The organism is Mesorhizobium oxytropidicola (assembly GCF_056174625.1).
Genome location: NZ_JBWBWK010000002.1, coordinates 586,440 through 611,447, shown reverse-complemented (window position 1 = coordinate 611,447; position 25,008 = coordinate 586,440). Strand labels below are relative to the sequence as shown.

At 62.1% G+C, this 25,008-nt stretch carries 20 protein-coding genes and 6 pseudogenes; 14 read left to right on the top strand and 12 right to left on the bottom strand.

Annotation, left to right across the window (positions count from 1 at the left end; all coding sequences use genetic code 11):
* Positions 1–38: 38 nt before the first annotated feature.
* A complete protein-coding gene (locus AC0V8S_RS38460) occupies positions 39–716 on the bottom strand; it encodes a recombinase family protein (protein ID WP_475438888.1) in 678 nt (225 codons plus the stop codon).
* A 40-nt stretch (positions 717–756) separates the two neighbouring features.
* Here AC0V8S_RS38460 and AC0V8S_RS38455 point away from each other — a divergent pair, with 40 nt between their 5' ends.
* The 6 genes from AC0V8S_RS38455 (at position 757) to AC0V8S_RS38430 (ending at position 10,647) form a co-directional block, all read left to right on the top strand.
* Positions 757–3,729: a Tn3 family transposase gene (locus AC0V8S_RS38455; protein WP_475438887.1), complete on the top strand. Its 2,973-nt coding sequence runs from the start codon at positions 757–759 to the stop codon at positions 3,727–3,729.
* Between the two features lie 184 nt (positions 3,730–3,913).
* On the top strand, positions 3,914–5,254 hold the full coding sequence (locus AC0V8S_RS38450; RefSeq protein ID WP_475438886.1) for a GTPase-associated system all-helical protein GASH: 1,341 nt from the start codon (positions 3,914–3,916) through the stop codon (positions 5,252–5,254).
* 3 nt (positions 5,255–5,257) lie between these two features.
* Positions 5,258–6,226 carry a TRAFAC clade GTPase domain-containing protein gene (locus tag AC0V8S_RS38445; protein ID WP_475438885.1) on the top strand — a complete coding sequence of 323 codons (969 nt, stop codon included), beginning with the start codon at positions 5,258–5,260 and terminating at the stop codon, positions 6,224–6,226.
* Positions 6,223–7,053: a TRAFAC clade GTPase domain-containing protein gene (locus AC0V8S_RS38440; protein WP_183465774.1), complete on the top strand. Its 831-nt coding sequence runs from the start codon at positions 6,223–6,225 to the stop codon at positions 7,051–7,053. Before AC0V8S_RS38445 ends, AC0V8S_RS38440 begins: the two co-directional genes overlap by 4 nt.
* Before the next feature lie 18 nt (positions 7,054–7,071).
* On the top strand, positions 7,072–9,549 hold the full coding sequence (locus AC0V8S_RS38435) for a GAP1-N1 domain-containing protein (RefSeq protein WP_183465773.1): 2,478 nt from the start codon (positions 7,072–7,074) through the stop codon (positions 9,547–9,549).
* Positions 9,550–9,582: 33 nt separating this feature from the next.
* On the top strand, positions 9,583–10,647 hold the full coding sequence (locus AC0V8S_RS38430; RefSeq protein ID WP_183455372.1) for a caspase family protein: 1,065 nt from the start codon (positions 9,583–9,585) through the stop codon (positions 10,645–10,647).
* Positions 10,648–11,205: 558 nt separating this feature from the next.
* Here AC0V8S_RS38430 and AC0V8S_RS38425 read toward each other — a convergent pair.
* Positions 11,206–12,042 (bottom strand): TIM barrel protein, encoded by an 837-nt coding sequence (locus AC0V8S_RS38425; RefSeq protein ID WP_475438884.1) that lies wholly within the window; start codon positions 12,040–12,042, stop codon positions 11,206–11,208.
* 417 nt (positions 12,043–12,459) lie between these two features.
* Between AC0V8S_RS38425 and AC0V8S_RS38420 the strand changes: the two are divergent.
* A pseudogene (locus tag AC0V8S_RS38420) lies at positions 12,460–14,086 on the top strand (IS1634 family transposase).
* Positions 14,087–14,155: 69 nt separating this feature from the next.
* On the opposite strand, the gene AC0V8S_RS38415 reads toward AC0V8S_RS38420, so the two are convergent.
* The 6 genes and pseudogenes from AC0V8S_RS38415 to AC0V8S_RS38390 form a co-directional block, all read right to left on the bottom strand.
* Positions 14,156–14,788, bottom strand: coding sequence for a creatininase family protein (locus AC0V8S_RS38415; protein ID WP_183455369.1), 633 nt, complete (start codon positions 14,786–14,788; stop codon positions 14,156–14,158).
* 25 nt (positions 14,789–14,813) lie between these two features.
* Positions 14,814–15,154 (bottom strand): annotated as a pseudogene (locus tag AC0V8S_RS38410) (MocE family 2Fe-2S type ferredoxin); the annotation flags it as partial.
* A 68-nt stretch (positions 15,155–15,222) separates the two neighbouring features.
* Positions 15,223–16,125, bottom strand: a complete 903-nt coding sequence (locus AC0V8S_RS38405) for an NADP-dependent oxidoreductase (protein WP_183465771.1) — start codon at positions 16,123–16,125, stop codon at positions 15,223–15,225.
* A gap of 59 nt (positions 16,126–16,184) precedes the next feature.
* Positions 16,185–16,583, bottom strand: a complete 399-nt coding sequence (locus AC0V8S_RS38400; protein WP_475438883.1) for a DoxX family protein — start codon at positions 16,581–16,583, stop codon at positions 16,185–16,187.
* Positions 16,584–16,610: 27 nt separating this feature from the next.
* Positions 16,611–16,991: a glutathione S-transferase N-terminal domain-containing protein gene (locus tag AC0V8S_RS38395; protein WP_475438882.1), complete on the bottom strand. Its 381-nt coding sequence runs from the start codon at positions 16,989–16,991 to the stop codon at positions 16,611–16,613.
* Complete coding sequence (locus AC0V8S_RS38390) at positions 16,988–17,836, bottom strand: DODA-type extradiol aromatic ring-opening family dioxygenase (RefSeq protein WP_183455365.1); 849 nt, start codon at positions 17,834–17,836, stop codon at positions 16,988–16,990. The genes AC0V8S_RS38395 and AC0V8S_RS38390 overlap by 4 nt, the downstream gene beginning before the upstream one ends.
* A 160-nt stretch (positions 17,837–17,996) precedes the next feature.
* Between AC0V8S_RS38390 and AC0V8S_RS38385 the strand changes: the two genes are divergently transcribed.
* The 3 genes and pseudogenes from AC0V8S_RS38385 (at position 17,997) to AC0V8S_RS38375 (ending at position 19,228) form a co-directional block, all read left to right on the top strand.
* A complete protein-coding gene (locus AC0V8S_RS38385) occupies positions 17,997–18,893 on the top strand; it encodes a LysR family transcriptional regulator (protein ID WP_183455364.1) in 897 nt (298 codons plus the stop codon).
* Positions 18,894–18,923: 30 nt separating this feature from the next.
* Positions 18,924–19,071: pseudogene (locus tag AC0V8S_RS38380) on the top strand (IS6 family transposase); the annotation flags it as partial.
* Positions 19,058–19,228 carry a hypothetical protein gene (locus AC0V8S_RS38375; RefSeq protein WP_244662179.1) on the top strand — a complete coding sequence of 57 codons (171 nt, stop codon included), beginning with the start codon at positions 19,058–19,060 and terminating at the stop codon, positions 19,226–19,228. The pseudogene AC0V8S_RS38380 and the gene AC0V8S_RS38375, both read left to right, overlap by 14 nt.
* A gap of 363 nt (positions 19,229–19,591) precedes the next feature.
* Here the strand turns inward: AC0V8S_RS38375 and AC0V8S_RS38370 are convergent.
* Positions 19,592–19,857: pseudogene (locus AC0V8S_RS38370) on the bottom strand (ABC transporter ATP-binding protein); the annotation flags it as partial.
* 55 nt (positions 19,858–19,912) lie between these two features.
* On the opposite strand from AC0V8S_RS38370, the gene pmtA reads away from it, so the two are divergent.
* Complete coding sequence (pmtA, locus tag AC0V8S_RS38365) at positions 19,913–20,509, top strand: phospholipid N-methyltransferase PmtA (protein WP_475438881.1); 597 nt, start codon at positions 19,913–19,915, stop codon at positions 20,507–20,509.
* Positions 20,510–21,183: 674 nt separating this feature from the next.
* Here pmtA and AC0V8S_RS38360 read toward each other — a convergent pair.
* The 3 genes from AC0V8S_RS38360 to AC0V8S_RS38350 all read right to left on the bottom strand — a co-directional run bounded on the left by AC0V8S_RS38360 (position 21,184) and on the right by AC0V8S_RS38350 (position 22,448).
* Complete coding sequence (locus AC0V8S_RS38360; protein ID WP_475438880.1) at positions 21,184–21,669, bottom strand: bifunctional hydroxymethylpyrimidine kinase/phosphomethylpyrimidine kinase; 486 nt, start codon at positions 21,667–21,669, stop codon at positions 21,184–21,186.
* The gene (locus AC0V8S_RS38355) at positions 21,659–21,844 is read right to left on the bottom strand and encodes a hypothetical protein (protein WP_475438879.1); all 186 of its coding nucleotides are present in this window, start codon (positions 21,842–21,844) and stop codon (positions 21,659–21,661) included. Before AC0V8S_RS38355 ends, AC0V8S_RS38360 begins: the two co-directional genes overlap by 11 nt.
* 67 nt (positions 21,845–21,911) lie before the next feature.
* Positions 21,912–22,448 carry a thiamine phosphate synthase gene (locus tag AC0V8S_RS38350; RefSeq protein WP_475438878.1) on the bottom strand — a complete coding sequence of 179 codons (537 nt, stop codon included), beginning with the start codon at positions 22,446–22,448 and terminating at the stop codon, positions 21,912–21,914.
* A 68-nt stretch (positions 22,449–22,516) separates the two neighbouring features.
* Here AC0V8S_RS38350 and AC0V8S_RS38345 point away from each other — a divergent pair, with 68 nt between their 5' ends.
* The 3 genes and pseudogenes from AC0V8S_RS38345 to AC0V8S_RS38335 all read left to right on the top strand — a co-directional run bounded on the left by AC0V8S_RS38345 (position 22,517) and on the right by AC0V8S_RS38335 (position 24,910).
* A complete protein-coding gene (locus tag AC0V8S_RS38345; protein WP_475438877.1) occupies positions 22,517–23,179 on the top strand; it encodes an IS6 family transposase in 663 nt (220 codons plus the stop codon).
* Between the two features lie 51 nt (positions 23,180–23,230).
* Positions 23,231–23,701, top strand: a pseudogene (locus tag AC0V8S_RS38340) (Tn3 family transposase); the annotation flags it as partial.
* A 115-nt stretch (positions 23,702–23,816) separates the two neighbouring features.
* Positions 23,817–24,910, top strand: a pseudogene (locus AC0V8S_RS38335) (IS1595 family transposase).
* Positions 24,911–25,008 lie beyond the last annotated feature (98 nt).

Here is a 25,008-nt window from a genome sequence, read left to right as displayed (position 1 = left end):
GTCCTTGCGGGGGTAGATTGAAAGTACGTGTAAAAAGTTCACCCGGTCGACGCTTTTGCCGATCGGACGCGTTTGACGATTTCACCAACGCGGCCTCGACTGGCTTTTCCTCCGATTTTCTCTTGAATCTTTCGAATGCTCAGATCGGCTGATGCGGCAAGCACCTCGATCTCTTCAACCAACAGAATTGGGAGACTTGGCCGTCCGAGATGCTTGCCGCGCGATCGCGCCGCCTGCATTCCAGCGGTGACGCGCTCGCTAATCAAAGAGGACTCCAATTCTGCCATGGCTGCGATGATGGTGAACATGGCCCGCCCCATGGGGCTTGCGGTGTCTATCTGATCCTGAACGCTGATAAAGCGCACGCCGAGGTGATCGAATTCCTCGAGGGCGATCAGAAGGTGACGTGTGGAGCGGGCGAAACGGTCGAATTTCCAGACCAGGACACAATCGACCTCACGGTTACGAACACTCGCCATCAAGGCGTTGAGCCGGGGGCGTCCCTCGCGGCGGCCTGACACCGCAATGTCGCAGTAGTCTCCGACGATCTCCAGTCCGGCGCGCGCAGCGTAGCCATGCAACCCATCATATTGCAGATCGGGCTTCTGCTCCGGCGTGGAGACGCGCAGGTAAAGTGCCGTGCGGTTTTTGGCATGGAAGTGACGATGATTGCGGGACGGCGAATCGCTATGTCCTAACGCCTTCAATTCATACACTTTCCGTCGCCCCTTCGGCGGACCCTTTTCTGGACATCTCATGACCTCGATTGACCGCACCGCTTACCCGCGTCCTGGCGACCCTCTGACGGCTGAGGAACTGAACGTCCGCTACCTCCTGAATGAAGCCGATCTCTTCTTCGTTCGTGATAAGGCGCTCACCGATACCGGTCGCCTGACACTGGCGACGGTGCTGAAGGGCCGGCAGGACCTTGGCTACTTTCCATCGGTGAGCGACGTTCACGTCGGTACGCTCGCTTATCTGGCGGCGCAACTTGATCTGGACGCCGTGCCCCCGTTGCTCGACGAGACCCGTCAAAAGACGACGCTCCACCGCTATCGGACGGCGGTACGCATTCATCTCGGCGTGGCGGCTTATTCCGAAACTGCCGAGCAGTTGGTATCGGTCACCGTGCTTGCGGCAGCCGAAACGATGAGCGATCCGGCGGACCTGATCAATCGAGGCATTGAAGCTCTGGGGAAGGCTTCGATTGATTTGCCGGCCTTCAGCACACTGGACCGGCTGGTCAACCACTTGCGAACCCAGGTCCACACGCGCATGTACGACCAGGTTGCAGTTCGGCTGACCGCAGATGTTGTCGCGGCTCTGGATGGATTGCTGACGGTCCCGCCGGGAGCCGCGACAACCCCTTTCAACCGGTTGAAACAGACGCCTGGGCCAGCGCGCCCAGAGACAATCAGGCTGTGGATCGAGCGCCTCCACTGGCTGAACAATTTGATTGATCCTGATCCGCCTCTGGCAGACATAACCCACACCAAGCTCCGGCAATTCGCCGCCGAGGCCCGGGCTTTGGAGGTGAGCGAACTTCTTGCCATTGCCCGGCCAGGACGGCGCTACCTTCTGGTCCTGAGCCTTCTGCGACAGGTCCACGCGCAATGCCGTGACGAACTGATCGAGATGTTGTTGCGCCGTGTCCGAAAGACGCAGGCCGCCGCCAAGGAAAAGCTCAAAGCGTTCCAGGAGCAGCACCGTGACGTCGAGGAGAAACTGATCGCTGTTCTGGGACAGGTGCTGGAAACGGCTAAGGAAGGCGAGAGCGACACCGATACTGGACGTCGCATCCGCGCTCTTTTGGCCGAGCAGGGCGGCGTCGAGGCGTTGTCGCAGCAATGTGAAACGGTCAGCGCCTGGCATCGCAACAACGATCTGCCGCTGCTGTGGCCAATCCACGCCAAAACCCGCAGCCTCTTGTTCCAGCTGCTGGACTTGATGGAGATTCGCTCGGCGACACAGGATCGCAGCCTGCTTGACGCATTGTCGATCGTGATCGAACATCGTCACGCCCGCCGTGACGAATTGGCTGGACCGCTTGAGCTGAGCTTTGCCTCGCAGCGATGGCAAAGCTTCGTGGCGAAGCGCCGTGGTGGCAGTACAGTGGTCGATCGTCGCGCGCTCGAAGTCTGCGTCTTCATCCATCTGGCGGACGCGCTGCAAGCAACGGATCTGTTCGTTGTCGGCGCCGAAACCTTCGATGATTACAGGACTCAGCTCCTGCCTTGGCCGGATTGCGAAGCGCGGCTGGCAGAATATTGCGATGCGCTTGGCCTTCCCGGGAGCGGTGAACACCTTGTCGATCAATTGCGGCGAGAACTGACGGCGACAGCAGTGGCGGTCGATGCGGACTTCCCCTCCAACGCGGAACTGACCATTGACGCTGACGGCGTGCCGCACCTCAAACAGCTCAGGGCCAAGTCGCTGCCCGAGGGATTGCAGGGCTTCGAGATGGAAGTCCATGCTCGCATGCGCGAACGCCACCTGCTCGATATTCTCAGGGACGGGACTTTCTGGACCAACTTCACGCGCCACTTCGGCCCGCCTTCCGGAGCCGATCCGAAGCTCACAAGAGCCGAGCAGCGCTATGTCTTCACGACTTTTGGCTATGGTTGCAATCTCGGCCCCGTCCAGGCCGCCCGCCATGCTCCAGCTATCGCCAGCGCCGATACGTTGCGTCGCCTCAATGCCCAGCATATCAATACGTCCAAGCTCGAAGCCGCAATGACGGACCTGATCGACGCCTACAATCGCTTCCCCTTGCCGAAAATCTGGGGCGCCGGCCGGGCGGCGATCGCCGATGGCACGCACGTCCCGCTTCGCGAAAACAACCTCCTGGGTGCTCAGCATATCCGTTACGGTGCCTATGGTGGCATCGCCTATCATCACATCGCTGACAACTATATCGCGTTGTTCACCACCTTCATCCCCTGCGGCGTCTGGGAAGCGGTCCATATCCTGGACGGCCTCATGAAGAACCGATCGACAATCCAGCCGGACATCCTCCATGCCGACACCCAGGGTCAAAGCGAGCCTGTCTTTGGTCTTTCCCGCTTTCTCGGCATCATGCTGATGCCGCGTATGCGCAATTGGGGTGACGCCACCTTCTATCGGCCCGACAAATCGGTGCGCTACCAGCATATTGACAGGCTCTTCACCCGCGAAATCGACTGGAGCTTGATCTCGACGCATTGGCAGGACATGATGCAGGTCGTCCTCTCCATTCAGGCCGGCTTGGTCCTACCCTCCATGTTGCTGCGCAAACTCGGATCGCACAACCGGAAAAGTCGGCTATACCAAGCCTTCCGCGAACTCGGTCGGGTCGAGCGTACGCTGTTCCTGCTGCGTTATATCGCCAATCCCGAGATCCGGTGCACCATCCGCGCCGAAACCACGAAAATCGAATCCTTCAATGATTTCCTCGACTGGATCACATTCGGCGGTCCAATCATCAAGAGCGGGGATCCGGTCGAGCAGGAAAAGCAGGTCAAATATGCCAGCCTGGTCGCGAACGCTATCATGCTTTCAAATGTCGCCGACTTGACCGAGGCTCTTGCTTCCATGGCCAATGACGGCCTGCACGTCACTCCGAAGCTTGCTGCTGCCCTCAGTCCCTACACCCGTCGGCACATTCGCCGATTTGGAAAGTACGAACTCGACATGGACGACCGGCCTGCGCCACTCGTGCCGAAACAATTGCCCTTCGACCTGCCCCTGTGAACTTTTTACATGTACTTTCAATCCACCCCACGCTGGCAGCATGCTACACGACGTTAGTCCGAATAAGCGACCCGGAACGAATCGATCCTCCTCTTTTTAGTTTGGAAATAGAAGATATTTTTCGTATTGGCATGGTCGCTCGGTCCGCTAAAACAAAGTGAGATCGGTACAGGGGGATGAGTGCGTGGACAACGCCACACTTCAAGGGTTCCTGAACAAGGGGCTGATCGACGTCGGCGGGGACGACACCAAGCTAGAGAAGCTCTCGCAGGCCGCAAAGGACCTCGGCGACGCGCTGAAAAAGAACCCGTCTAAAGCGCTGAGCTACTCCCTCATCGCGTTCGACCCCAACGCGCCCGAGGACGATCCCGTGGTCCAAGAGGCGCTGGCGGCGCTCCAGAACAGGTGGACAACCTACCGCAACACTTTCGCGGCGACGCCGATCGCGGTGATCCGCGCCATTCTGCTCGACGCGCTGGTCAATGCCGCCGCAGAGGACGACCGCGTCGGCGTGTGCTTCATCGCGTCGGCGCGCAACGCGCTCCCGCTCCTGCCCGTCGATAACGAGCGCGACATCTGGATCGGCATCGTCGAGCAGGTCGAGCGCCGCGTCGACGCCCGCGCGGAAGAAGAGTGGGCGACGCCGGAGACCATCTCGGTCCAGCCGATGAAGTACCAGGTACCGACCCTCACCGTACCAGATGTCAAGATCGGCGAGGCGTCCCAGACCGACCTGCAGAACGGCATGACCGCGGCCGCTGGCCCATCGTCTCACCACCCTCAGCAAGGTGGCGTCGCGACAGGTGGCAATCCGCACTGGCCGCAACAGCAACAGCAGTGGGTCTACGAATTCGGGAAGCGGTCCGGGACGGCGATCGCCGCCGCGATCAACGCCGCCATGTCCGAGATCGAAGTCAGCCAGCCGGACTTGGCCGAGCCTTTCAGCAAGTTGGCCACAGCGGTTTCCGGCTACGTTGACGACACGCTAAAGTCGATCAGCGCCGCCACCGCCGGGCTCCAGCGCCGCACCAATCTTCTCTGGTGGCGCGAGGCGCTGTACTCGCCCTCGGCCCGTAAGAGCTACCGTGAACTCCCGCCCTCAGTCGCCGCCGCACTCATGGCGCTCGACCTGTTCGAAACGGTCCCGCTGTTCTCGCCCGCGAGCGTGTCGGCGTTCCTGGGCGAGGCGGTCCTCCGCCTGAACGGTACAGCGGGTGGCGGCAAGCGGCCCGTGGGGGACCTCGTCGCTGAGGCCCAGGACCACGACGGACTCGCCTCGCTCCGAGCCGCCGCCGGCAACCTCGCGGCGGCGCCGGACGGGCGCGGGCCACTGCTCGCCCTGATCGGCCACCCTGCGCACACCGGCGCACGGAACGCGGACGACTTTCAGCGGCTCACCGGCGTCCCGGCCAATTCCGAGCTCGACGCGGTGGCGTGGGCAGGATGGCTCTTCCGAGAGCTCCAGGCCTCGAAGGCGGCGACAGACGCCTCGCCTGCCAAGCGTCGCTCCGCGAAGAAGGGCTGACCCGTGGAGAAGTGCGCGCAGGCGACGTGCTTCGTCCCCGACACCGGCTGCGACCTCGGCCACACGGACCTGTCGAAGTGCCCGATCTGGCATGGGGCCAAGGTAACCGACACAGCCGACGAGGAACTCTCGGGCGAGATGCTGATGCCGTGGTCCGGCAGCGCGTTGGGCTTCGCGGACCTAGGATTCGTGTCGGGGCGCGGCAAGCCCATCGTCATCGGCGTCGTGGGGCCGCAGAACGCTGGCAAGACGACCCTGCTCGCGGCATGGTACCTACTGCTCGGTCGAGGCCTGGCCGGCACCAAGGGCCAGCTATTCGCCGGATCCTACACGCTCTCCGGGTGGGAGGCGGTCGCGGGTTCGATGCGGTGGGCGCCGGGCCAGCCGCCGGGCTTCCCCGCCCACACGACCAGTCGCGGCGGAAGGGCGCCGGGGCTCCTGCACCTGACCTTTCGCGACGAGAACGGCGACCGGCCGGTCGACTACCTCTTCACCGACGCGCCCGGCGAATGGTTCCAGCGATGGGCTATCAACAGGGATTCTGACGAGGGGGCAGGCGCGCGCTGGGTGTCGGATAACGCCGACGCCTTCATGATCGTGGCCGACCGCGATGCGCTCGCCGGCGAATTGATGGGCACGGCGCGCGGCTCGCTGCAGCGCATCGCGAAGCGCCTGGGCGCGGAACGGGGCGGCCGCCCCGTCGCTCTCGTCTGGACCAAGTCCGACGTCGACATTCCTCCGGAGATGGAGGTGGCCGTCCGCGGTGCCGTCACCGACGCGATGTCCGACACGGTCGAGCACTCGGTCAGCGTGGTCGGGGCGCCCGACGGCGATCCGCTGCTGAACAAGGGCGCTGGGCTGGTCGAGCTTCTCCAGTGGGCGATTGGCGTCAGACGGCCCGGCGTCCGGCTGCCGCCGCCGGCATCAACATCCGACGACCCCCTGTTCATCTACGGGAACAACAAGCCGTGAGCCAGACGTCCAACTCGATCCTCCTCGTCGGCGAGAGCGGCGTCGGTAAGACGCACTACGGGGCACAGCTGCTCCGCCGCCTCATGCGGATCCCGGGAGCGCTGCGCATGAACGGCGCGGCCACCAACCTTGAGGCCTTCGAGGCCGCGCTCGAGAGCCTCGACGAGGGACGGGCCGCGGGTCACACCGCACGGTCCGTCAACGTCGACAGCGTCTGGCCGGTGGTCGATGCCAACGGCCGCGAGGCCGACCTGGTCTGGCCTGAATATGGCGGCGAGCAGATCAAGTCCGTGATCGAGAACCGGCGACTCCCCGACACTTGGCAAAAGCGCGTCGACGAGGCCGACGCGTGGCTGCTGCTCATCCGGCCCCAGCAGACGAGCGTCGGCGACGACATGTTCTCCAAGCCACTGGCCGGTCTGAAGGGCGTCTCGGTCGAGAACAGGGAGGTGCATCCCTCCGACCAGGCCAGGCTGGTGGAGCTGCTCCAAATGCTCATCTTCTCCCATCGGTCCACGTCCAGGTTGCACCGCCTTCCGCGCCTCGGCGTGCTCCTGACCTGCTGGGACGAGGCGGGGATCGCACAGACCCCGTCGGAGGCTCTGGAAGCGCGACTGCCGCTCGTTTCGGCGTTCGTGCGGTCGAACTGGCGGCAGCCGCTGATCATGGGCCTCTCCGCGCTCGAACGCCCGCTCAGCCCCACGACTCGCGACATGGAATACGCCAGTAAGGGTCCCGAGCACTTCGGCTACGTCGTCGAGGCGAACGGCACGAAGAGCGGCGACCTTGCCTTGCCGATCTACCACCTGCTCGACGCCGGCGACTGAGCGGACGGGAAGCGGAGGATGCGCGTCGACCAGGCGATCTACGGCACTGTCAAACTTGGGCACGCCCTCAGGTACGCGAGCGGCGACCGCAAGCTCGCGGGCGAGCTGGCGCAGCGCCTCGACCTGCCGGACACGGAGCCCCAAGGCGCCGACTGGTCGCCCGTCACGTCGGGGTTCGCCGTGCGCGACTGGTACGTTGTCGCTCGAACGTTCAGCGATCCGTCGGTTGGACGGTCAGGCATGGTAGTCACCCACGCGCTGATCTGCGACCTGGAGGAGATCGCCGCGTTGGACGACCTCCGCCCGCTGCTCGCGCACCTCATCACGTCGTTTGACGCGGCACCGGCAGCCGTCGAGGCGCTCGAGGTGACTCCGGTACCGGGAATGCCGCCCGCGACATCCGATCTCGCGGACACGGCGCAGGCGCTCGTCAGCCGCGGCTCCGGCCCGGTGGTGCGCATCGGATCGGACGGCTTCGAGAAGCTCATGGTCGCGCTGTGGGGACGCCTATGGCCCGCCCTGCGGCGCAAGCTCTACTTCCGGCTGAGCTTCGGCCCGAAGGACGTGGTGGAAAAGCCGGAGCCGACGATCGTCTGCACGCCAGCCTCCCTCGTCGGGCGGTGGCAACAGCAGCAGCGGATCGTTGGCCGGAGCGGCGCCGAGCGGCCCCAGGCCGCTGGAATGATCGACGGCTCGGCCGACGGCGCCGAGCTGCGGGAGTTCGGCGACAGGATCGGCGCGAACCTTGACGATTTCCAGGAGCTCCAGCTGCTCGAGCAGGCGCACGCCATCGCATCCACGACGCCCAACACCGTCGCGCGGCTTGTCTCGGCCACCCGGTTGATCGAGCGGCTCTCGCCGGATCCCGCGCGGGGGGAGGTCGAGAAACGCACCATCGTCGAGCGGCTCGTCGAAGTACTCCCGACGGCTCAGCCATCGGAGATCCTGACGCTGCGCAACCTCGCGCTCCCGGGTCTCGAGACGAGCGGCCTCGTCTGGCAGGCGCTCGAGCTATGGTTCGAACAAAACAACTATCTTCCCTCAGACGATGCCGACATAGTGACCATCGTCGCCGACGCGCTGATCGACGACGATGCCATCGCACCCTGGCGCGAGGCCGCGAGGCGGGGCCTGGACCGCTCGGCCGTTGCGACGGGTGGCCAGTTTGCCGCTGGGTTCTGGCGCTGGGCGAAGTCCGAGCCCCGCGTCTCCGCGCCGCTCGTCGCGCTGGTCGCGAGCGACCGGAAGGGACTGGAGGCGCTCGAGGCCGCGGCCCCGACAGACCTGGATACCGCCACCGCGAAGCCGATCATCGCCTCTGCCGCCAAGCAGAAGCTCTTTCGGCTGCACGCCATCGCGGCCGGCGCGAGCATGAAGCCCGCGGACGCGGCGAGCGCCCAGAGCGCCGTGGAGCCGGGTGCCGACGTCACCGCGATGCGGCTCGCGATGCGCCGCGCGAAGCCCGGCGAGATCCTCGACGCGGTGGCCAGGGTTCCCGACGCACGGGTGCTCACGATCGCGGGCGAGGCGGTGGCGAAGGACCCGACGCTCCTGGGGAGGCGGGACATGTCGACCGCCCCGAACCGGCGCATCTGGGTGGCAGCACTCAAGGCTGACACGGGAGCGTGGCGTGGGCCTGAGGACCCGCGGAAGGCGTTCAACCAGCTTCTCGACGAGCAGATCGACGGCGGCAGGCCGCCGGCGGAACTCCTCCACCTCCTGTCCGTATCGCCGCTTGCAGACCTGACGACTTACCCGCGGAGGAGCAAGGTCTGGGATAAGGTGCCGACGGCCACCCGGGATCGTCTGCTCGCGGCGACGACTGACGCCTGGTTCGCGAGCGCGGGAGCCGGTCAGCAGAACACCACGATCGAGCCTGAACTGGTTGAACGGATCGTCCGCGATCCGCGGCTCGACCAGCTCCTTATGCGCCTCGCGGCCGGGACGCTCGCGGAAGGTCTCCACGTGATCGACGGACTCGGCGGGCTCGACCACGCGCGCTTCCGGCGGTGGGTCTCGACCGCGGTCCGCGCGGTCCGGTCGATCACCCCTGCCGATGCCGACCTGCTCGGACGGGCCGTCGCATCGCGCGGACGAAGCGACATCGTCGACGACCTGATCTCGATCTACCGGGCCGGCCGGAACGACGTCGCGCCGGTGCTCCGCCACTGCCTCGGCCTGATCGGCCTCGTCGAGCGCTGGTTCCTCGGGCTCTCGCCCGTCAGCGCCAGTGAGAAGTGGGACGTGCTCACCGAGCTGGCCGCCGAGCTCTTTCCAAACGGGCCGGACCAGGACGCGATGTGGGAGCGGTCCGGCGGACGGGACGCCGACCTTCGTCACCACGGTACCGGCAAGGAGCGTTGGCGTGGTGCGATCCGCGACATCCAAAACGGAAGGCAACCCCGCGTCTCGAGGCTGATCCAGCAGATGCGAGCCGACTTCCCCGAGAATCCCAACCTTAGGCTGATGGCCAACGACCCGCTGTTCCGGAACTGAGTCGGCGGCGGAAGACACCCGATGGAGTCCTTAATGAAATTCGACCAAGGCCGGGCGCTGATCATTGGCGTTGCCAACTATGAGGCGGTCGGGGGTCTTCCCGCCGCCGTGCTCAATGACGCGCTCGACACCGCCGAGACCCTCAAGTCGTCCGCGTACTGCGGCTATCCGGAGGCGAACGTCACTGTCCTCACCGACGACGCGTCCACGCTCGAAAACATCCGAAAAGCGCTTGCCGACCTCGCGGCGACCGCGACCGCCGACGACACCGTCGCGATCTTCTTCTCGGGCCACGGGGCGCGCATCGGCAGTGGCGCCGAGGCGACGAGCGCGCTCGTCCCCTACGATTGCAAGCTCACGGACGTCGCAGGAACGTCGCTCGGCGAGGCCGAGCTGTCCGCCGCGATCGCCGCCATCAAGGCGCCGCGGGTCATCCTCGTCGTCGACGCGTGCCATGCCGCCGGCACCGCCACGCTCAAGTCCGGCCTGGGCGAGGATGGGGAGGACGGGATCGACGAAGGGTTCGACGAGAAGTCGCTGCAGCAACTGGCGCGGGGGACCGGCCGGGTTGTGCTCGCGTCGTCGCGCGCGACCGAGACGTCTCTGGTGCTCAGACGCGAGCGGAACAGCGTGTTCACGACCGCGATGCTCTCCGGCCTCAAGGGCGCTGCCACCGCCGCCAGCGACGGGACCATCCGGGTATTTGACCTGTTCAACCACGTGTCCGAGACGGTCAGGCAGTCCGTCCCGGGAAGGCAGCACCCAGTGTTCAAGGCTAGCGACCTTGAGGAGAACTTCCCCGTCGCACTCGCGCTCGGCGGCACCAAGTCGATCTCGCCGGGCGTCAATCAGCGCCACCGGGACCTCGAGCAGATCATGCCGGACCTCTTCCCGCTCGGCCCGACGGACCAGGACATCTGGCTGCGGGCGGGCGGCGACGTCTCGCGCCTCAGGCTGAGCGGCAACGGACGAGCGCAGTGGTTCGCCGCGCTCCGCCTGATCTCCCTGGGCGGCGGCGGCAGCATTTCGCGCGAGAGCCTGATCGACGCGGCGCTGGACGAATTCCCTGCCCACCGCGAGCTCAAGGCGTTGCGCTAATCCGCTCGGCCCCTGGTCGGCGATATCCCACATTTTTAGCAAGATCGAATTCGGGCTCGGTAGGCGTTCAAGCCAATGTCGCATGCCTTAGGCAGGAAGTCAGAAGTCCAGCTTCAGACATGCTCAAGCAAATGGCGCAGCTGGACAATATCCTCGGGGAAACCACGAGCAGGATCGCGTCGCCGTTCTTCAGCCTGTCGATCGGCGGCGGCGACTAGCCTTGGAGGAAAGAGACAGAGGATGGGGGCGGTACATCATCAAACCATGACACAACTTGAGGAAAGCATCCGACGTGGGGTCAAAAGCGGTGGTTCCTACCAGCATCTAATGGAAGCTATTCGCCAATTCACAGCCGAAAGAGGACAGTCCGCAGTCGGCTCCAATCAAGACCTTTATTGCCGCGATGCTGATCGCCGTCCCTCCGACGAGGCTGACCTCTGGATCGGAGAGCAAAGACGTTTACCTGGGTCGCATAAAGGGCAGTGTGGAACGGGGGGCTAGGCGGATGCGCACCTCTTGTTAAATGCTCGCGCGGAGTCCGGTGTGGCTAACTCAGGCTCATTGAGCCGCCGAGTTCTCGATGAGCTTTATGCTCGTCTTCAGGCTCGCCTCAATATTTTCGTCCGCGTGGACCGAAGGCGCGAAACATTCGTAAGAATAGGCGCCTTTGTAGCCCATGGCGACAAGCGTCTTGATCTGCTCAACGTTCCACAGTCGGTCGGCCTCATCGACCAGGATGCGGTGACCGTCCTTCATCTCCTCGGGTGCAAGGGATGGATCAACGACGCCGGAAATATGCACGATGCCTGTCCATTCCGGGAAAAATTCGGCCTCGCCAGCGATGTGATGGTGGAACGTATCGTGCACCAACCGGAACCGATCCTTCCCCCCGACGGCCTCGATCGCCTCGACAGCTTCGCGCTTGCGACGCAACGAAGAGGTCGTGAAGCCCAGCGGTTCCAGAAGGACGACCAGGTCCGCCTCCTCAAGCATCGGCAGTATGACGGCGAGTGCGCCGCGGAGATCGGAGAGCCGCTTCTCGTCAGGTTCGATGGCCCCATCGTTGCTCGGTATGAGGCTGATAGATTCTGCTCCGGCTTCCTTCGCCTGGGCGATCAAGAGCTTGATCTTGTCCTTCATCGCGTCCGACCAGCGATTGAAGCCATAGGCCTCGGAAAGGCCCAGAAGGCGAATGCCTTTGCTGCGGGCATATTCGCCAATCGCCGAGGGCTTCTCGCCATCGAAAAATTCGCCTGTGCTGAGACCCTTGTCTGCAAGGTCGTTCCGAAGTTCTATACCGATGCAGCCAAGTCGGGATGCCAGGTCGATCAGTTTTTTGCTGGTCAGCTTTGGGGCTGTCATGTGGTTGAGTGCAAATTTGATCGTGCCGCCCAAGTTCGTTCTCCTCCATTGATTGCCGCCCGGCTTGGGCGGGGACGCAAATGCGATGTCGATGTTCAGGGGTTGTGTGTCTTCCACTGCGCGCGGCGACGGTCAATTCCCTCCCAGACGTCGACCATGGCCTTCATCAGGCTAAAATCTGGGGCGTTTTCCGTGAAGCGAAAAGCACTGGTTGCGGCTCCGAGCGCGTCGAGGGAAGCCTCAAGGATGCGGTGTCCTTCTCTGCGGTCGCTTCTGTCACGTCAGGCCCGACTTGAACAGTTGGAGGTGAACGGATGGCGAACGCTGTCCGTTAAGCTATTGAATTCACTCGCCTCGAGTTTTCGGCGCGAAAATGTGTGGTAACAACATTTGATCTGCTAGCCGCATGTTGTATGGATTTTATGGCATTTATTCGCTAACAACGCTGGCATGTTTGTCGTTGAGAGAGTCGCGCGCGGCCACCGCTATCTCTACCTCGTGGAAAGTGTCCGCGACGGCAAAACCGTTCGCCAGCGCACGATAAAGGCGCTGGGCCGCAAGGATGCGCTGGTTGCCAGCGGCGAACTTGACAGATTGGCGGCCTCGATTGCGCGCCATGGCGAACGCAGCCTCATCCTGTCCGACATTGACGCGGGGCGAATTGCCTCTCGCCGCATCGGCGGTCCGCTGTTGTTCGGGCGGCTGTGGGAGCGGCTCGGGATCGGCGAGGTGCTGGAAGAGGTGCTGGAAGGGCGCCAGTTCGGCTTTGCGGTGGAACGGGCGGTGTTCGTTGGCACGCTGCATCGGCTGTTCGTCTCGGGCTCGGACCGCGACTGCGCGAACTGGATGGCCGATTATGGTATCGAGGGCGCCGAGGGTCTGGCGCTCCATCACTTTTACCGGGCCATGGCGTGGCTGGGCGAGGAACTCGGCGAAAAGGCGCAAGGCGCGCTGGTGGCGCGCTGCGTGAAGACGTGATCGAGGAAAAGCTCTTCGCGCGCCGGCAGGACCTGTTCACCGACCTCAGCCTTGTGTTCATGGACACCACCTCGTTGTCCTTCTACGGCGCGGGCGGCGAGACGCTGGGCAAGCGCGGGCATTCCAAGGACTTCCGCCCCGATCTGGCGCAAATGATCCTGGCGCTGGTCGTTGATGCCGAGGGCCGGCCGATCTGCACCGAGATGGTGCCCGGCAACACCGCTGACGTGACCGTCCTGTTGCCGGTGGTCGATCGGCTGCGAACGCGCTTCGGCGTCACACGCGCCTGCGTTGTCGCCGATCGCGGCATGATCAGCGCCGATACCATCGCCGCGCTCGAAAAGCTGGCATGGAATACATTCTGGGGGCCCGCGAAGGCTCGAGCAGCGTGATCCACAACGTCGTGCTCAATGACGCGGCACCGATGGTTCCGCTCGTTCTCGAGCGCCAGCGCGGTGAAACTCAGTTGTGGGTCAAAGAGGTCAAGGTCGGTAAAGACCGCTATATCGTCAGCCGCAATGACGCCGAGGCCGAGAAGGACAAGGCCGACCGCCAGGCGATCATCGCCGGCCTCGAGGCACAGCTCAAGAAGGGCGACAAGGCACTGGTCGGCAACTCGGCCTACCGGCGTTACCTCAAGGCCAGCGGCAAGAACTTCAAGATCGATGTCGGCAAGCTTGCCGAGGAAGCCCGCTACGACGGCATCACCGTGGTGCGGACCAACGCGAAGGTGACCCCGCTCCAGGCCGTGCTGCGGTATCGCGATTTGCTCGAGGTCGAGAGCCTGTTCCGCGCCGCCAAGGCAACCTTCAATACCCGGCCGATCTTCCACCAATCCGATGCCGCCATCCGCGGGCATGTGTTTTGCTCGTTCCTGGGGCTCGTACTCAGCAAGGAACTGTACCGCCTCTGCCGGGCCAAAGGCCTGACGCCCGAATGGCAGCCGCTTCTACGCGATCTCGACCGCCTCCAGGAAGCCACCATCGAAAAGGATGGTCGCATCGTCACCACCAGAACCCACGTTACGGGCCAAGTGGGCAACGTCTTCAAGGCATCTGGCATCGCTCTGCCACACAACCTCGACGAACAACTCGCCTGAGATCATCCCCAAAATGTAGTGGTAACACGCGCCGGCGCGCGCCTAACGTGCTGATATAATAACATATTCTTACAGGCGGTGTTTAAGTGGGGTCAGGATTCTGCGCGAAACGTCCAGCGGATCCATGCCGATCCGGTCAGCCCTGTCCAGCGCCACGAGGTCCGGTCGGATCGCCAGAAGCTGCGAAAGCTCGTATCGACCCGCATGATCGCCTGTGAATTTCCCGCTGACGAGCTCGGGGTCTGTCCTGACAAAGTGCTGAATGGGGAAGGCGCCAGCGAATGCCTCCGCAATCATCCTGAGATCGTCCTGGCTTCCATGGTGACCGCTGACGACAACCACCGCCTGGAATCCGGCGTTGCGGAAAGCCCGCAGCTGGTAGAGCAGCGTCTCGAGCAGGAGATGCGGCGGCAGCGCCGCGAGCCTGGGATTGACCCCGCCCATGACCTCCTTAAGCCAAGGCGCGTGATAGCCGGTCTCATGGGTGTGGTAGGCCATGGTCGGTGCGCCGACGCCACCGAACCGGTCAGCGGCTTCGTCGCACAGCCAGTCGGCCTTGATCGTGTCGAGACCGAAAGGTGCGACATGCCCATGCGGCTCACAAAGGCCCATCGGAAGGTAGACGACCGGTTTCTGTTTCTGGCGCTCGAGAAATTCCTGGGGCTTGAGGAACTCCCACCTGACCTGTTCCTTGAAGATCATGGCCCCAAATCTCAATCGATTTCGATAAAGACTCGCCACCGTCGACGCGTGTCGGATAGGTCCTCAAGTTCACGCAAACCGGAGCGCCTCTTGCCGCTCCAGTCCTGTAGTCGAACCTGCCGTTGTGCTTGGGACATTCGACAATATTGTCCATCACCAGGCCGTCGGCCAGATGCACTCATGCGTGCACAGGCCGTCGGTCGCGAAAAACTCGTCTTCTGGACTGCGATAGATCGCGTAGGTTGCTCCGGCGTGGTCAAAGCGGATCACGTCCTCCTCGTCCTCGTCCACGTCGTCGACGGCGCACGCCCTTACGCGCCGGGTACGCTTCCTGGTGCAAGCAGGAATTCGCCGCCCGCGCCACATGGACTTCGCGGCCTCACACGCGCCATCCAAAATCGAATGTCACATACGGCGAGGCCATATTCTTGCTGTCAGTGCTTCAGCACGACTTTCCCGGGAGCGCCCGCTGCAACCGCTTTTTGGGCCGCGCCAATCTGGTCCAGGGTGAAAGTGTGGGAAATCGGGATCACCAGCTGCCCACGTACGGCGGAATCCAGCACTGCATTAAGCGTGGCGGCATCGGTGCGGTGGTAGAGTTCAATGATAGCCAAGCGATTTCCGGCATTGGCGCCCTCGGGCACCGGAACAACGCTGGCCACATGGCCGCCGTCGCGGACATGGCTGATGAGATTTCCGGCTACGGGGCCGGCGGCGCTGATGGCATAGTCGAAACTCGGAACTGCGGCTGGGATCGTGATATCGAGCGCTTCGCCCGCCACGTCGCGGCCTTCACTCAGCCGCTCACGCCGGACGCCCGCCACCGGCTTGGCGCCGATCTGTTTGAGATACTGGATCGCGGACCGTCCCACCGTGCCAAGGCCGCCCGAGACCAGAACCCGATCGCCAGCCTTGACTCCCAGCGCTTCGACGGTTTGGCGCCCGGTAAGGCCAGCTTTGACGAGCGAGGCACCCTGCTCGAAACTTAGTTCAGCAGGCAGCTTGGCGACAGATGTGGCTGCAACGACGCCATATTCGGCGTGCGCGCCTTTGCCGTTTGCCGGAAAATCGGCCACAACCCGGTCACCGACCGCAAAACCGGTCACGCCTTCGCCGAGCGCCGAAATGGCGCCGGCGGCGTCTCCGCCAAGCACAGCCGGCAGCGGCAGCGGTATAAATTCGGCCATGAAGCCCTGGCGGAGAACAAGGTCGAATGGGTTGACCGCGGATGCCTCGATCTTAATGAGGACCTCGCCCGGCCCCGGCTGCGGCGTCGGAATATCGGCGATTTCGAAGTGATCGACGTCGCCGTAGGATTTGAGAAGTGCGGCTTTCATTGCGGTCTCCAAAATTCTGGTCGTCTGGTTTGGCACTTGCTTTTTCCAGATGCTGCCGTTTACGCCATGGCCGGGCGGCGAGCGTTCTCGAGGGCCCATGCCCCACCGCCTGCGAGGGCGAGATAAAGGAAGATGAAGCAGAACAGGATCGCGGGTTCGCCGAAATTCAGAGCCGGCCAGAAACCCTGCGACGCGTGTGCCATGAAATAGGCGGCTGCCATCTCACCCGAAGCAATGAAGGCGGCGAGGCGCGTGTAAAATCCGACGAACATCAACAGCGCGGTGATCACCTCGATTGTGCCGGCAACGATCATGATGGCGGGCAGCGGATAGGGTACGCCCGGAATCGCGGCCGGGAACTGCAGGAATTTCATGGTCGCGTGTTCGAGGAACAGAAGTGCGGTCATGATGCGAAGGATCGCAAGAACGCGCGGCGTCCATTTGACGGTATCAAGCATGACATCTCCAATTTGGTTGATGGGTGGTCAGGCGGCGGAAACCGCCTTCTTCAGTTCCTGGTTTTCCTTCCAGAGCTTCATCGACATGGCAAAGACGCCTTCGACATAGTTCCGGTAGACCGGCAGCCTGGCCGGATCGCGGCCCGCCTTTGCCGCGAAGAATGCAACAATGTCGTCGGATTCAGTGACGTAACGACCGGGCTCAAGCTGCGCGCACGGAAAGCTCACCTCATCGAGGTGCGGCAGCAGCTCTGTCCGGATTTCTTGCTCCCCCGCGGTGCCGGAAACGAAGTCGCGGCTTTCAACTTCCGAAGCCAGGCCTGATTCCAGAAGAAACAGGCGAACTTTCAAGCAGAAGGGGCAGTTCTCCTTGAGATAGACGATCGGTTTGAACGTTTCGCTGATCATGGCGCATCTCCATTTGCTTGGGCGGCTGAAGGGGCGAGACCGAAGCGGAAACTCGATGCGGTGAGCCCGCCCGCGAAGTCCTTCTGGTGATAGATCGTGGCACCCGGTTCGTCTTCGGCGGCACCGACCACCACCATCAGCGGGATGAGGTGATCTTCACGGGGGTGCGCCGCGCGGGCCGCTGGCGCCCGTTCCCATTCGATGAGCCGTTCGGTTCGCTTCTCGGAAGGACAATGCATCAGAGTTTCCTGGAGCCAGGCGTCAAAGCGACGGGACGGCTCGTATCCGTCCGTGCCGCGCATGGCAGACAGGTTGTGATAGCTGAGGCCGCTGCCGATGATCAGAACGCCCTCGGCGCGCAGAGGCGCGAGAGCTCGGCCGACCTTGATATGCAGCGCCGGATCGTAACCCATATCCAGCGAAAGCTGGACCAAAGGAATGTCCTCGTCCGGATAGAGAGGCTTCATGATGCTGAAGGTGCCGTGATCGTAACCGCGTGTTGGATCAAGTGCCGCTTCGATGCCGCTTGCGAGGAGTCGCCGCTGAACACGGTTCGCAAGCTCCGGCGAGCCGGGCGCATTGTAGGCGATGCTATAGAGGTATTCCGGAAAGCCGTGATAGTCATAGACCATGCCCGGCTTGACACCTGACGAGATGGCAAAACCAGTCTCTTCCCAGTGGCCCGAGATCACGAGGACCGCCTTCGGCGCGCTGCCGAGTTCGGCGCGCATGTCCACCAGCGACTTCTCAAGCACGTCGAAATTGCGGCGGAACTCGCCCGTAATATAGGGCCAGGGTCCGCCGCCATGACTGATGAAGTAGGTCGGGAGCAAGGAATCTGTCACCAGGTTTGTCCTTCATGAGGTGACCGCAAAATCCGCGGCTGGGGCGCCGTTTGAAAAGCTTGCCTTCCAAGGGCGTCCGTTGCGGAAGAATTTGATTTTTTCTCCTTCAATGATCAATCTGGCTGATATTGAAGAACCATTTCCTGGATGTTGATGATAAATGGATACGTTGACGAGCCTGCGGGTGTTTTGCACCGTCGCCGACCTAAAAAGCTTCACCGCTGCCGCAGATCGCCTCGGCATTTCGCCGGCAATGGCCAGCAAACACGTAATGCAGTTGGAGAACCGCCTGGGCACCCGGTTGCTCAACCGGACGAGCCGAAGAGTCAGCCTCACAGAGTCTGGTGCGCTTTATTTCAATCAAACCAAACAGATGCTTGAAGGGCTTGACGAGGTGGAAGCGGCTGTCGGCAACGTCACCGTGGCACCCCGTGGGACCCTGAAACTGAGTGCGCCGGTTTGGGCAGCCAGCACCTGCTTTGTAGACATACTGGCCGCCTACAATCAGCGCTATCCCGACGTCTGCCTGGATGTGGATCTAAGCGGGCGTATCGTCAATCTGGTGGACGAAGGTTTCGACCTGGCTCTGCGGGCAACGTCGCGCGAGCGGCTCGATCCGGGCCTTGTTGCCCGTCCGCTGACCCAGATCGAGTTTCGTCTCATGGCATCGCCGGAATATCTGGAGCGAACAGGGCGACCCCAACGTATCACCGATCTCAATGGCCACGCGCTGCTTTGGTTCAGCGGGATCAACCTCGGCGACAGCCTGTCGCTGGAAGGTCCGGATGGACGGCACAGGGTCACATTCCGTCGCGTGATGCAGAGCGAGAACGAGACGATTTTGCAGCTTGCAGCGCTGCGGGGCATGGGCCTTGTTTTTCTACCGAAATGGATGGTTGAGCCGGATATCGAAGCAGGCCGGCTGGAGATGGTGCTTCCAGACGCGATCGGGTTCACCAACACGCTACATGCCGTATATCCGAGCCGAAAATACCTTTCCGCCAAGGTCCGCACTTTCATAGACTTCATGACGGCGAGGCTACAGGAGGTGCAATAGTAGCGCCGCATCAGCATCGCCATTCCACGATACCGCGGGGTCGTTCATTTCGCCCCACTGCGCCTGGGACGCTTCACCCGGCGCAAGCGGCTCGTGACCCGCAAATGGCAGGTCGACGAGCACCTGTCCGGCGGCCAAGCGCTTCTTCAGGAAAGCGCTGGAGCGTGACGGTCAACCCGCCGCCGGTTGTCTTGCTCGATGCGAAACGGGCAGCCGAGTTGCACCGGCTCGGTAGCGTCACGCCGCATTATTTCTTCAAGGAGCTTGAACGCGCCGGATCGCTGGAGCGGCTGGTTGATGAAGCGATTGCCGAGGCGCGCACGAACAACGCGTGAGCTGGCGCGCCTTGTATGGCGAAAGGGGAGGGGCGAGAGCCCATGGCCTGCAACGAAGAGATCAAGCATTGCGATCGCCGAACCAAGGTGCCCAGTCGACATACGGACCGCGGCCTTCAATGCCAGCTCGCCTTGGAACCGGCCCTTCAGGAATTGGTTGAGCGCGCAGCGGAATCCGGCTGGACCGACGACGAGATAGCCTACGCGCCCGGGCCAGAGCAACAAGATGAGCATCATACCGCGACCCCGCCCAACCTATTGCGACCGCAAAGCCCCACGATGCGTTCCGACGCTCTGGTCAGCCCTTTTGGAAACCACTGGCTTTGCTGAATTGCGCTTAACTCAGATATATAGCGGTGGAGAGGCGCTGCCGCCTGAAAGCTGCCTTGGCCAGGCATCGGTGAATTCGGCGAGGCCGACCACCAGTGCAATATGGAAGCGGACCCTTTCTTCGGCTTCTTGGTTGGCCATGCCCCGTACCTCGAGGCCGAAAGCGACGTTGCCGAGTACGCTCGGCCAAGGCAGCAGGCGGTTTCCTGGAAGATCACCGCGCGCTCGGCGCCGACGCCATGCACCGGCTAGCCGTCTATTGCGACAGCACCGCTGTCGGCGGTCTCCAGTCCGGCAAGGGGATAGAGTGCGTCGTCAAAATGACCCAGACAAATAGCGTAGCAGGGAGTGGATATGGTCTTTCGATTGAAGGAGCGCCTCGGCAGGAAGTTCGAAGAAGAAGTGCAATTCTTCAAGGGCTGGCAGAAGGACAGGAAACGAGTGGGCGCGCTGATGCCAACGTCCGTTCATGCCGCGCGTCGTATGGCAAGCGTTATCAATCCGGCATCCGGATTGCCGGTTCTTGAGCTGGGCGGAGGGACAGGCGTCATCACCAAGGCAATCCTGGAAAGGGGCATCAAGCCGCGTCAGCTGATTTCGGTCGAATATTCCAAGGATTTCTATCAGCGCCTGACGCGAACCTTTCCGGGCGTGAATTTTCGATTGGGAGATGCGTTCGCGCTGGAGGAAGTGCTGGCCGAGCGGCGCGGGGAGCAATTCGACTGTGTGATAAGTGCGGTGCCGTTGCTGAGTTTTCCGATGGAACAGCGCATTGCATTGCTTGAGGATTTGCTTGCCCGAATCCCTCGCGGGAGACCTGTCATTCAGATCACCTACGGACCTTTGTCGCCGGTGATCAAAATGCCCGACCGCTACGTCGTGTCTCACTATGATTTCGTCGTCCGCAACATCCCGCCCGCACAGCTCTGGACTTACCGACGAGCAGTCTGAGCCGCAGCACGCGCGGAAAGTGGCGGCATTCTGCAAAATCCTGCTGAAGGACACGACGGTGATCGTCACGAAATTCGCATCGATTGCGCTTTTGTAGCCGCCTCCGCTTGCGGAGGCGGCTATGCCTTTTAGCGCACACTCATTTGCTGCGGATTTCGCCCTGCGGACAATTGACAGCGAAGCCACCGCGGCCGCGAAAATCTCGCGACGGCGCTTCGATGCCGGGACCGGCCTGCCATTTTTGAGAGGTGATCCGTGCAGGTGCCTGACGCAAACCATGCAATCCCGTCCCTGACCATATCATAGCCATCGCCCTCTTTCAGCTGCCCAGGCCTCCTGACAGCCGGATCAATGATGACGATCCCCCTGGAGAATATTCTTCTTTGAAGAGCGGACGGTCTGCGCCGTCCTATGCCTCAGCTTGTACGATGGCCTCCTGGCCTTCCGTGCCACGCCAGTGAGGTTCGGTCACTCTACCGTGCAATGGCGTTCGGAAATACGACAGGCGAACCACAATAGTCATGTTTAGGCTGAAGACTTTTCAGCGGACCGTGAAAAAAGGAAACGCGAGTTCTTCCGCTCCTTCAGAGGCCCCTCGAACTCGCTTTCTTTGGAGTAGGGAGATCGCTCGTCAGACGCTCCCATGTGGTGGTCGGCAAACCGCCGCAAAACGGTCACTCGCTGTTTTCGGCTGCATGTTTCCGGAGCTTCTCGAACACGAACAGCTTGCCTTCGCGCACGCTATCTTGAAGCGATCTCGCATTGGCCAGATGCGCCGCAATCGCGCTGGCAAGCATGCAACCCGTCCCGCGCATCGATGAGATCAGGCGCGGTGTGTCGAAGCGGATTGGTTCTTGATCGAAGCGCAACAGAACATCGGTTGATCGATGTCCCGATGCGTGGCCGCCCTTGATCAGCAGGACCTGCGCTGCAGCGTTCAGCAATTCCTGGCCTTGCAACACTGCGCCGTCCTCATCCACCGCCAGTTCCGAGCCAACAAGGAGCGCCAACTCGATGAGATTGGATGTGACAATACAGCAAAGTGGCATCAGATCGCGCTTCATGACGGCGATGGCGCCGGCTTCCAGAAGCGTCCGGCCTGATGTCGACGCCAGCACCGGGTCCAGTATTGCCGGCACGTGCGGATTTTCACGCAGCACTGTGACAACGGCCACGATGATCTCGGCCGTTGCCGATCTTGATGGCCGCCACCTTGTTGGCCTGCAGCGCCGCCCGCATCTGATCGGCCACCAGACCCGGTGACGAATGACTGATTTCCATGACGGCTTTGTGCGTCTGCACCGTCAGCGCAGAGACGGCAAGGCAGGTGCGCACGCGCGCGCAATTCCAGCCCCACCGCTGGAGTCCGACCCACCAACGACAAGCACATGGGGTTCTCGCTTCAGCGCGATGGATCCGTCTTTTCGATCCATTCCCGCGTGCGCAGTTCGGGATCCGCATTCAATGTGATGTCGGTGACCACCGCCGCGCTGTCGGCACCAGCTGCGAAGACACCGTCGAGACGGTCAGGGTTGAGGCCACCAATGGCAACCAATGGGATCGGCGCGACCCGGCGCTTCCATTCGCCGATCCGTTCGACCCCTTGCGGGCGCCATTTCATCTTCTTCAGGATGGTCGGGTAAATGGGGCCGAGCGCGATATAGTCCGGTTCGGCTGCGAGGGCTGTTTCCAGTTCGGCGTGATCGTGGGTCGAAAGTCCGAGCTTCAATCCGGCGTACTTGATCGCCAGCAGGTCGGCCGCGGCCAAATCCTCGTGGTCGAGATGGACGAAGTCGCAGCCTTTTTCAATGGCGAGCCGCCAATAGTCGTTGACGATCAGTTGGCAGCGATGGACCGCGCAGACGTCGTTGGCGCGGCGGATTTCCGTCCGCAGAGTGGCCTCGTCGCGGCACCGTAACGTTAACCGGGCATCGATCAAAATGTGGGATCTGGCGGCATGACCAGATTTTCCCGTGATCCTCTCGTCGCCACCGATTTCCGGCGCAGGTGATTGCCCATGCCGTTTGGCTCTATTTCCGGTTTCCGCTCAGCCTGCGGATGGTCGAGGATATGCTGGCAGCTCGTGGCGTCATCGTCTCTCACCAGACCGTGCGACTTTGGGCTGAGAAATTTGGCAGACACTTTGCCAATGATATCCGGAAGCGATCGGCCGGCAAGCTCGGCGACAAATGGCATCTCGATGAGGTTGTCATCACCATCGGTGGAAAGAAACACTGGCTTTGGCGCGCCGTTGATCAGGACGGGTTTGTTCTCGACGTGTTGGTGCAAAGCCGTCGCAATGCCAAGGCGGCAAAGCGCTTGATGCGAAAGCTTCTGAAAGGGCAAGGCCGTTCGCCGCGTGTGATGATCACCGACAAGCTTCGATCCTACGGTGCGGCGAAGCGGGAGATCATGCCAGGCGTCGAGCATCGCTCGCACAAGGGCCTGAACAATCGGGCGGAGAACTCTCATCAACCCGTCCGACGGCGGGAGAGGATCATGAAGCGCTTCAAGTCAGCGCGACATCTTCAGCGTTTCGTTTCCGTCCACGACCCGATCGCCAACCTCTTTAACGTTCCCCGCCACGATATTCCATCCACCCACCATCGAGAACTGCGAGCAACTGCCATGCAAGCATGGCGCCAAATCGCGCGACTTCACGCCGAATGAACCAAAGCCTCACTCCCAGATCTTGTTTTCACAGCGTTAAGTTTACGGTGCCAGCTGTCCGCATCTCCGAAGGAAAGCCAGCTCGCAAGGGCGCTACGGGAACTCGGTCGGATCGAGCGATCGCTGTTCATGATCGAATGGTACTCAAGTCCGATATTGCGTCGGCGCTGCCAAGCCGGCCTCAACAAGGGCGAAGCTGCGCATAAACTGAAGCGCGCTGTCTTCTTCCACGAGCGCGGCGAAATCCGCGACCGATCATTCGAAAGCCAGGCGTTCCGCGCCTCCGGCCTCAATCTCGTCGTTAGCGCGATCGTGCATTGGAATACGGTCTATATCGAACGGGCCGTCACCCACTTGCGCAAAATGCACCGCGAGATTCCGGATCATCTGCTCAAGCACGTCTCGCCGCTTAGCTGGGAACACATCAATCTGACCGGCATCTACACCTGGGATGCAGAACATCAGATGCCTGAAGGCTTCCGGTCGCTCAGACTTCCGACTCGGTTACGCCACGCCGCATGATGTTCATGCTCCGTTCGACCTTAGCGTGTCGGGCCTTTATCAACCAAAGACCGCAATATCCTTGTGACCTATGGCTTTTCATGCGATTCTTCGGGCTGGTCTGAAGGAGGTGAGAATGCCTGAAATGCTTGCAGCGCTTTCCAGCATTCGGACTGTTGAAGAAATGATCGCGGCCTTCCGGGATGAGCAGCATTGCCGTCGGTTGCTGGAAAGCATGGTGTGGCCGGATGGCCGGATCTGCCCCGCCTGCGGATACAAACGTTCGATCGCGCTTGCCGGTCGCGATACCGGCAAGCGTCGCGCCCGACCGGGCCTTTATCAATGTTCCAGCGGCGATTGCCGGTTCCAGTTCACGGTGACGACACACACGCCTCTGCACTCCACGAAGCTTCCCATGCGTGTTTGGCTGAAGGCAATGTGGCTGTTACTGCAATCCGACAAGGGCTTGTCGTCGGTGCGCCTGGCCGAGGCGCTCGGGGTGAGCCAGCCAACGGCCTGGCGGATGGGACATGCACTGCGTCTCATGGTGGCGCGGGAGAACATGCTCGCCGGCACGGTGGAGATCGACCATTTCCATCTCGGTGGAAGGCCAGAAAGAATCCCGACGACCCGCCTCCGGGCCGCGGCCGGAAAGGCCAGACGAATACGGACAAAATGCCGGTCATGGCAATGGTGCAGCGACCGACCGATGTAATGCCTGGCACTCTGGCCGGTGACGCGCGTGCCGCGGTCGTGACCGGTCTCTCGGCGCGAGCAAGCGAACGCGTCATTGAAGCGCAGATCGAATCGGGAGCTCATTTGATGAGCGACGAGTGGAAGGCATTCATGGCCATTGGTGAGAGCTTTGCCAAGCACGAGACCGTGAAGCATTCCAACGGTGAGTATGTTCGCGACGCCGTCCACGTCAATTCAGTGGAGGGCTTCAACTCCCGCGTCCGCCGTACCATCGCCGGTGTCTTTCATCATATCAGCCCGCAGCATGCCGACCTGTATTTCCACGAGATCGGCTTCCGATGGTCGCAGCGCGTCGTCACAGGAAACGTCATTCGCAAAACCCGGCATGGCCGGGAGAGCGTGCGAACCTTGTGGTCGCGCGTGCCGCCTGCGCTGCAATTGACGAATGTTTTTCGCACCGCCACGGGTCGTCAGATGCGCCGAAGCCCGCATGGCGGCATCATCATCAAATCAGCCGTAGCTGTCTTTGGTTGATAAAGGCCGCGTACGATTTCGCACTGCTCTTGTTCCGACCCCAATCCGCTTGCAGAAATCGTTCATCGGCGTCTGAAGCTTGTCGAGTAAGCGTGTCT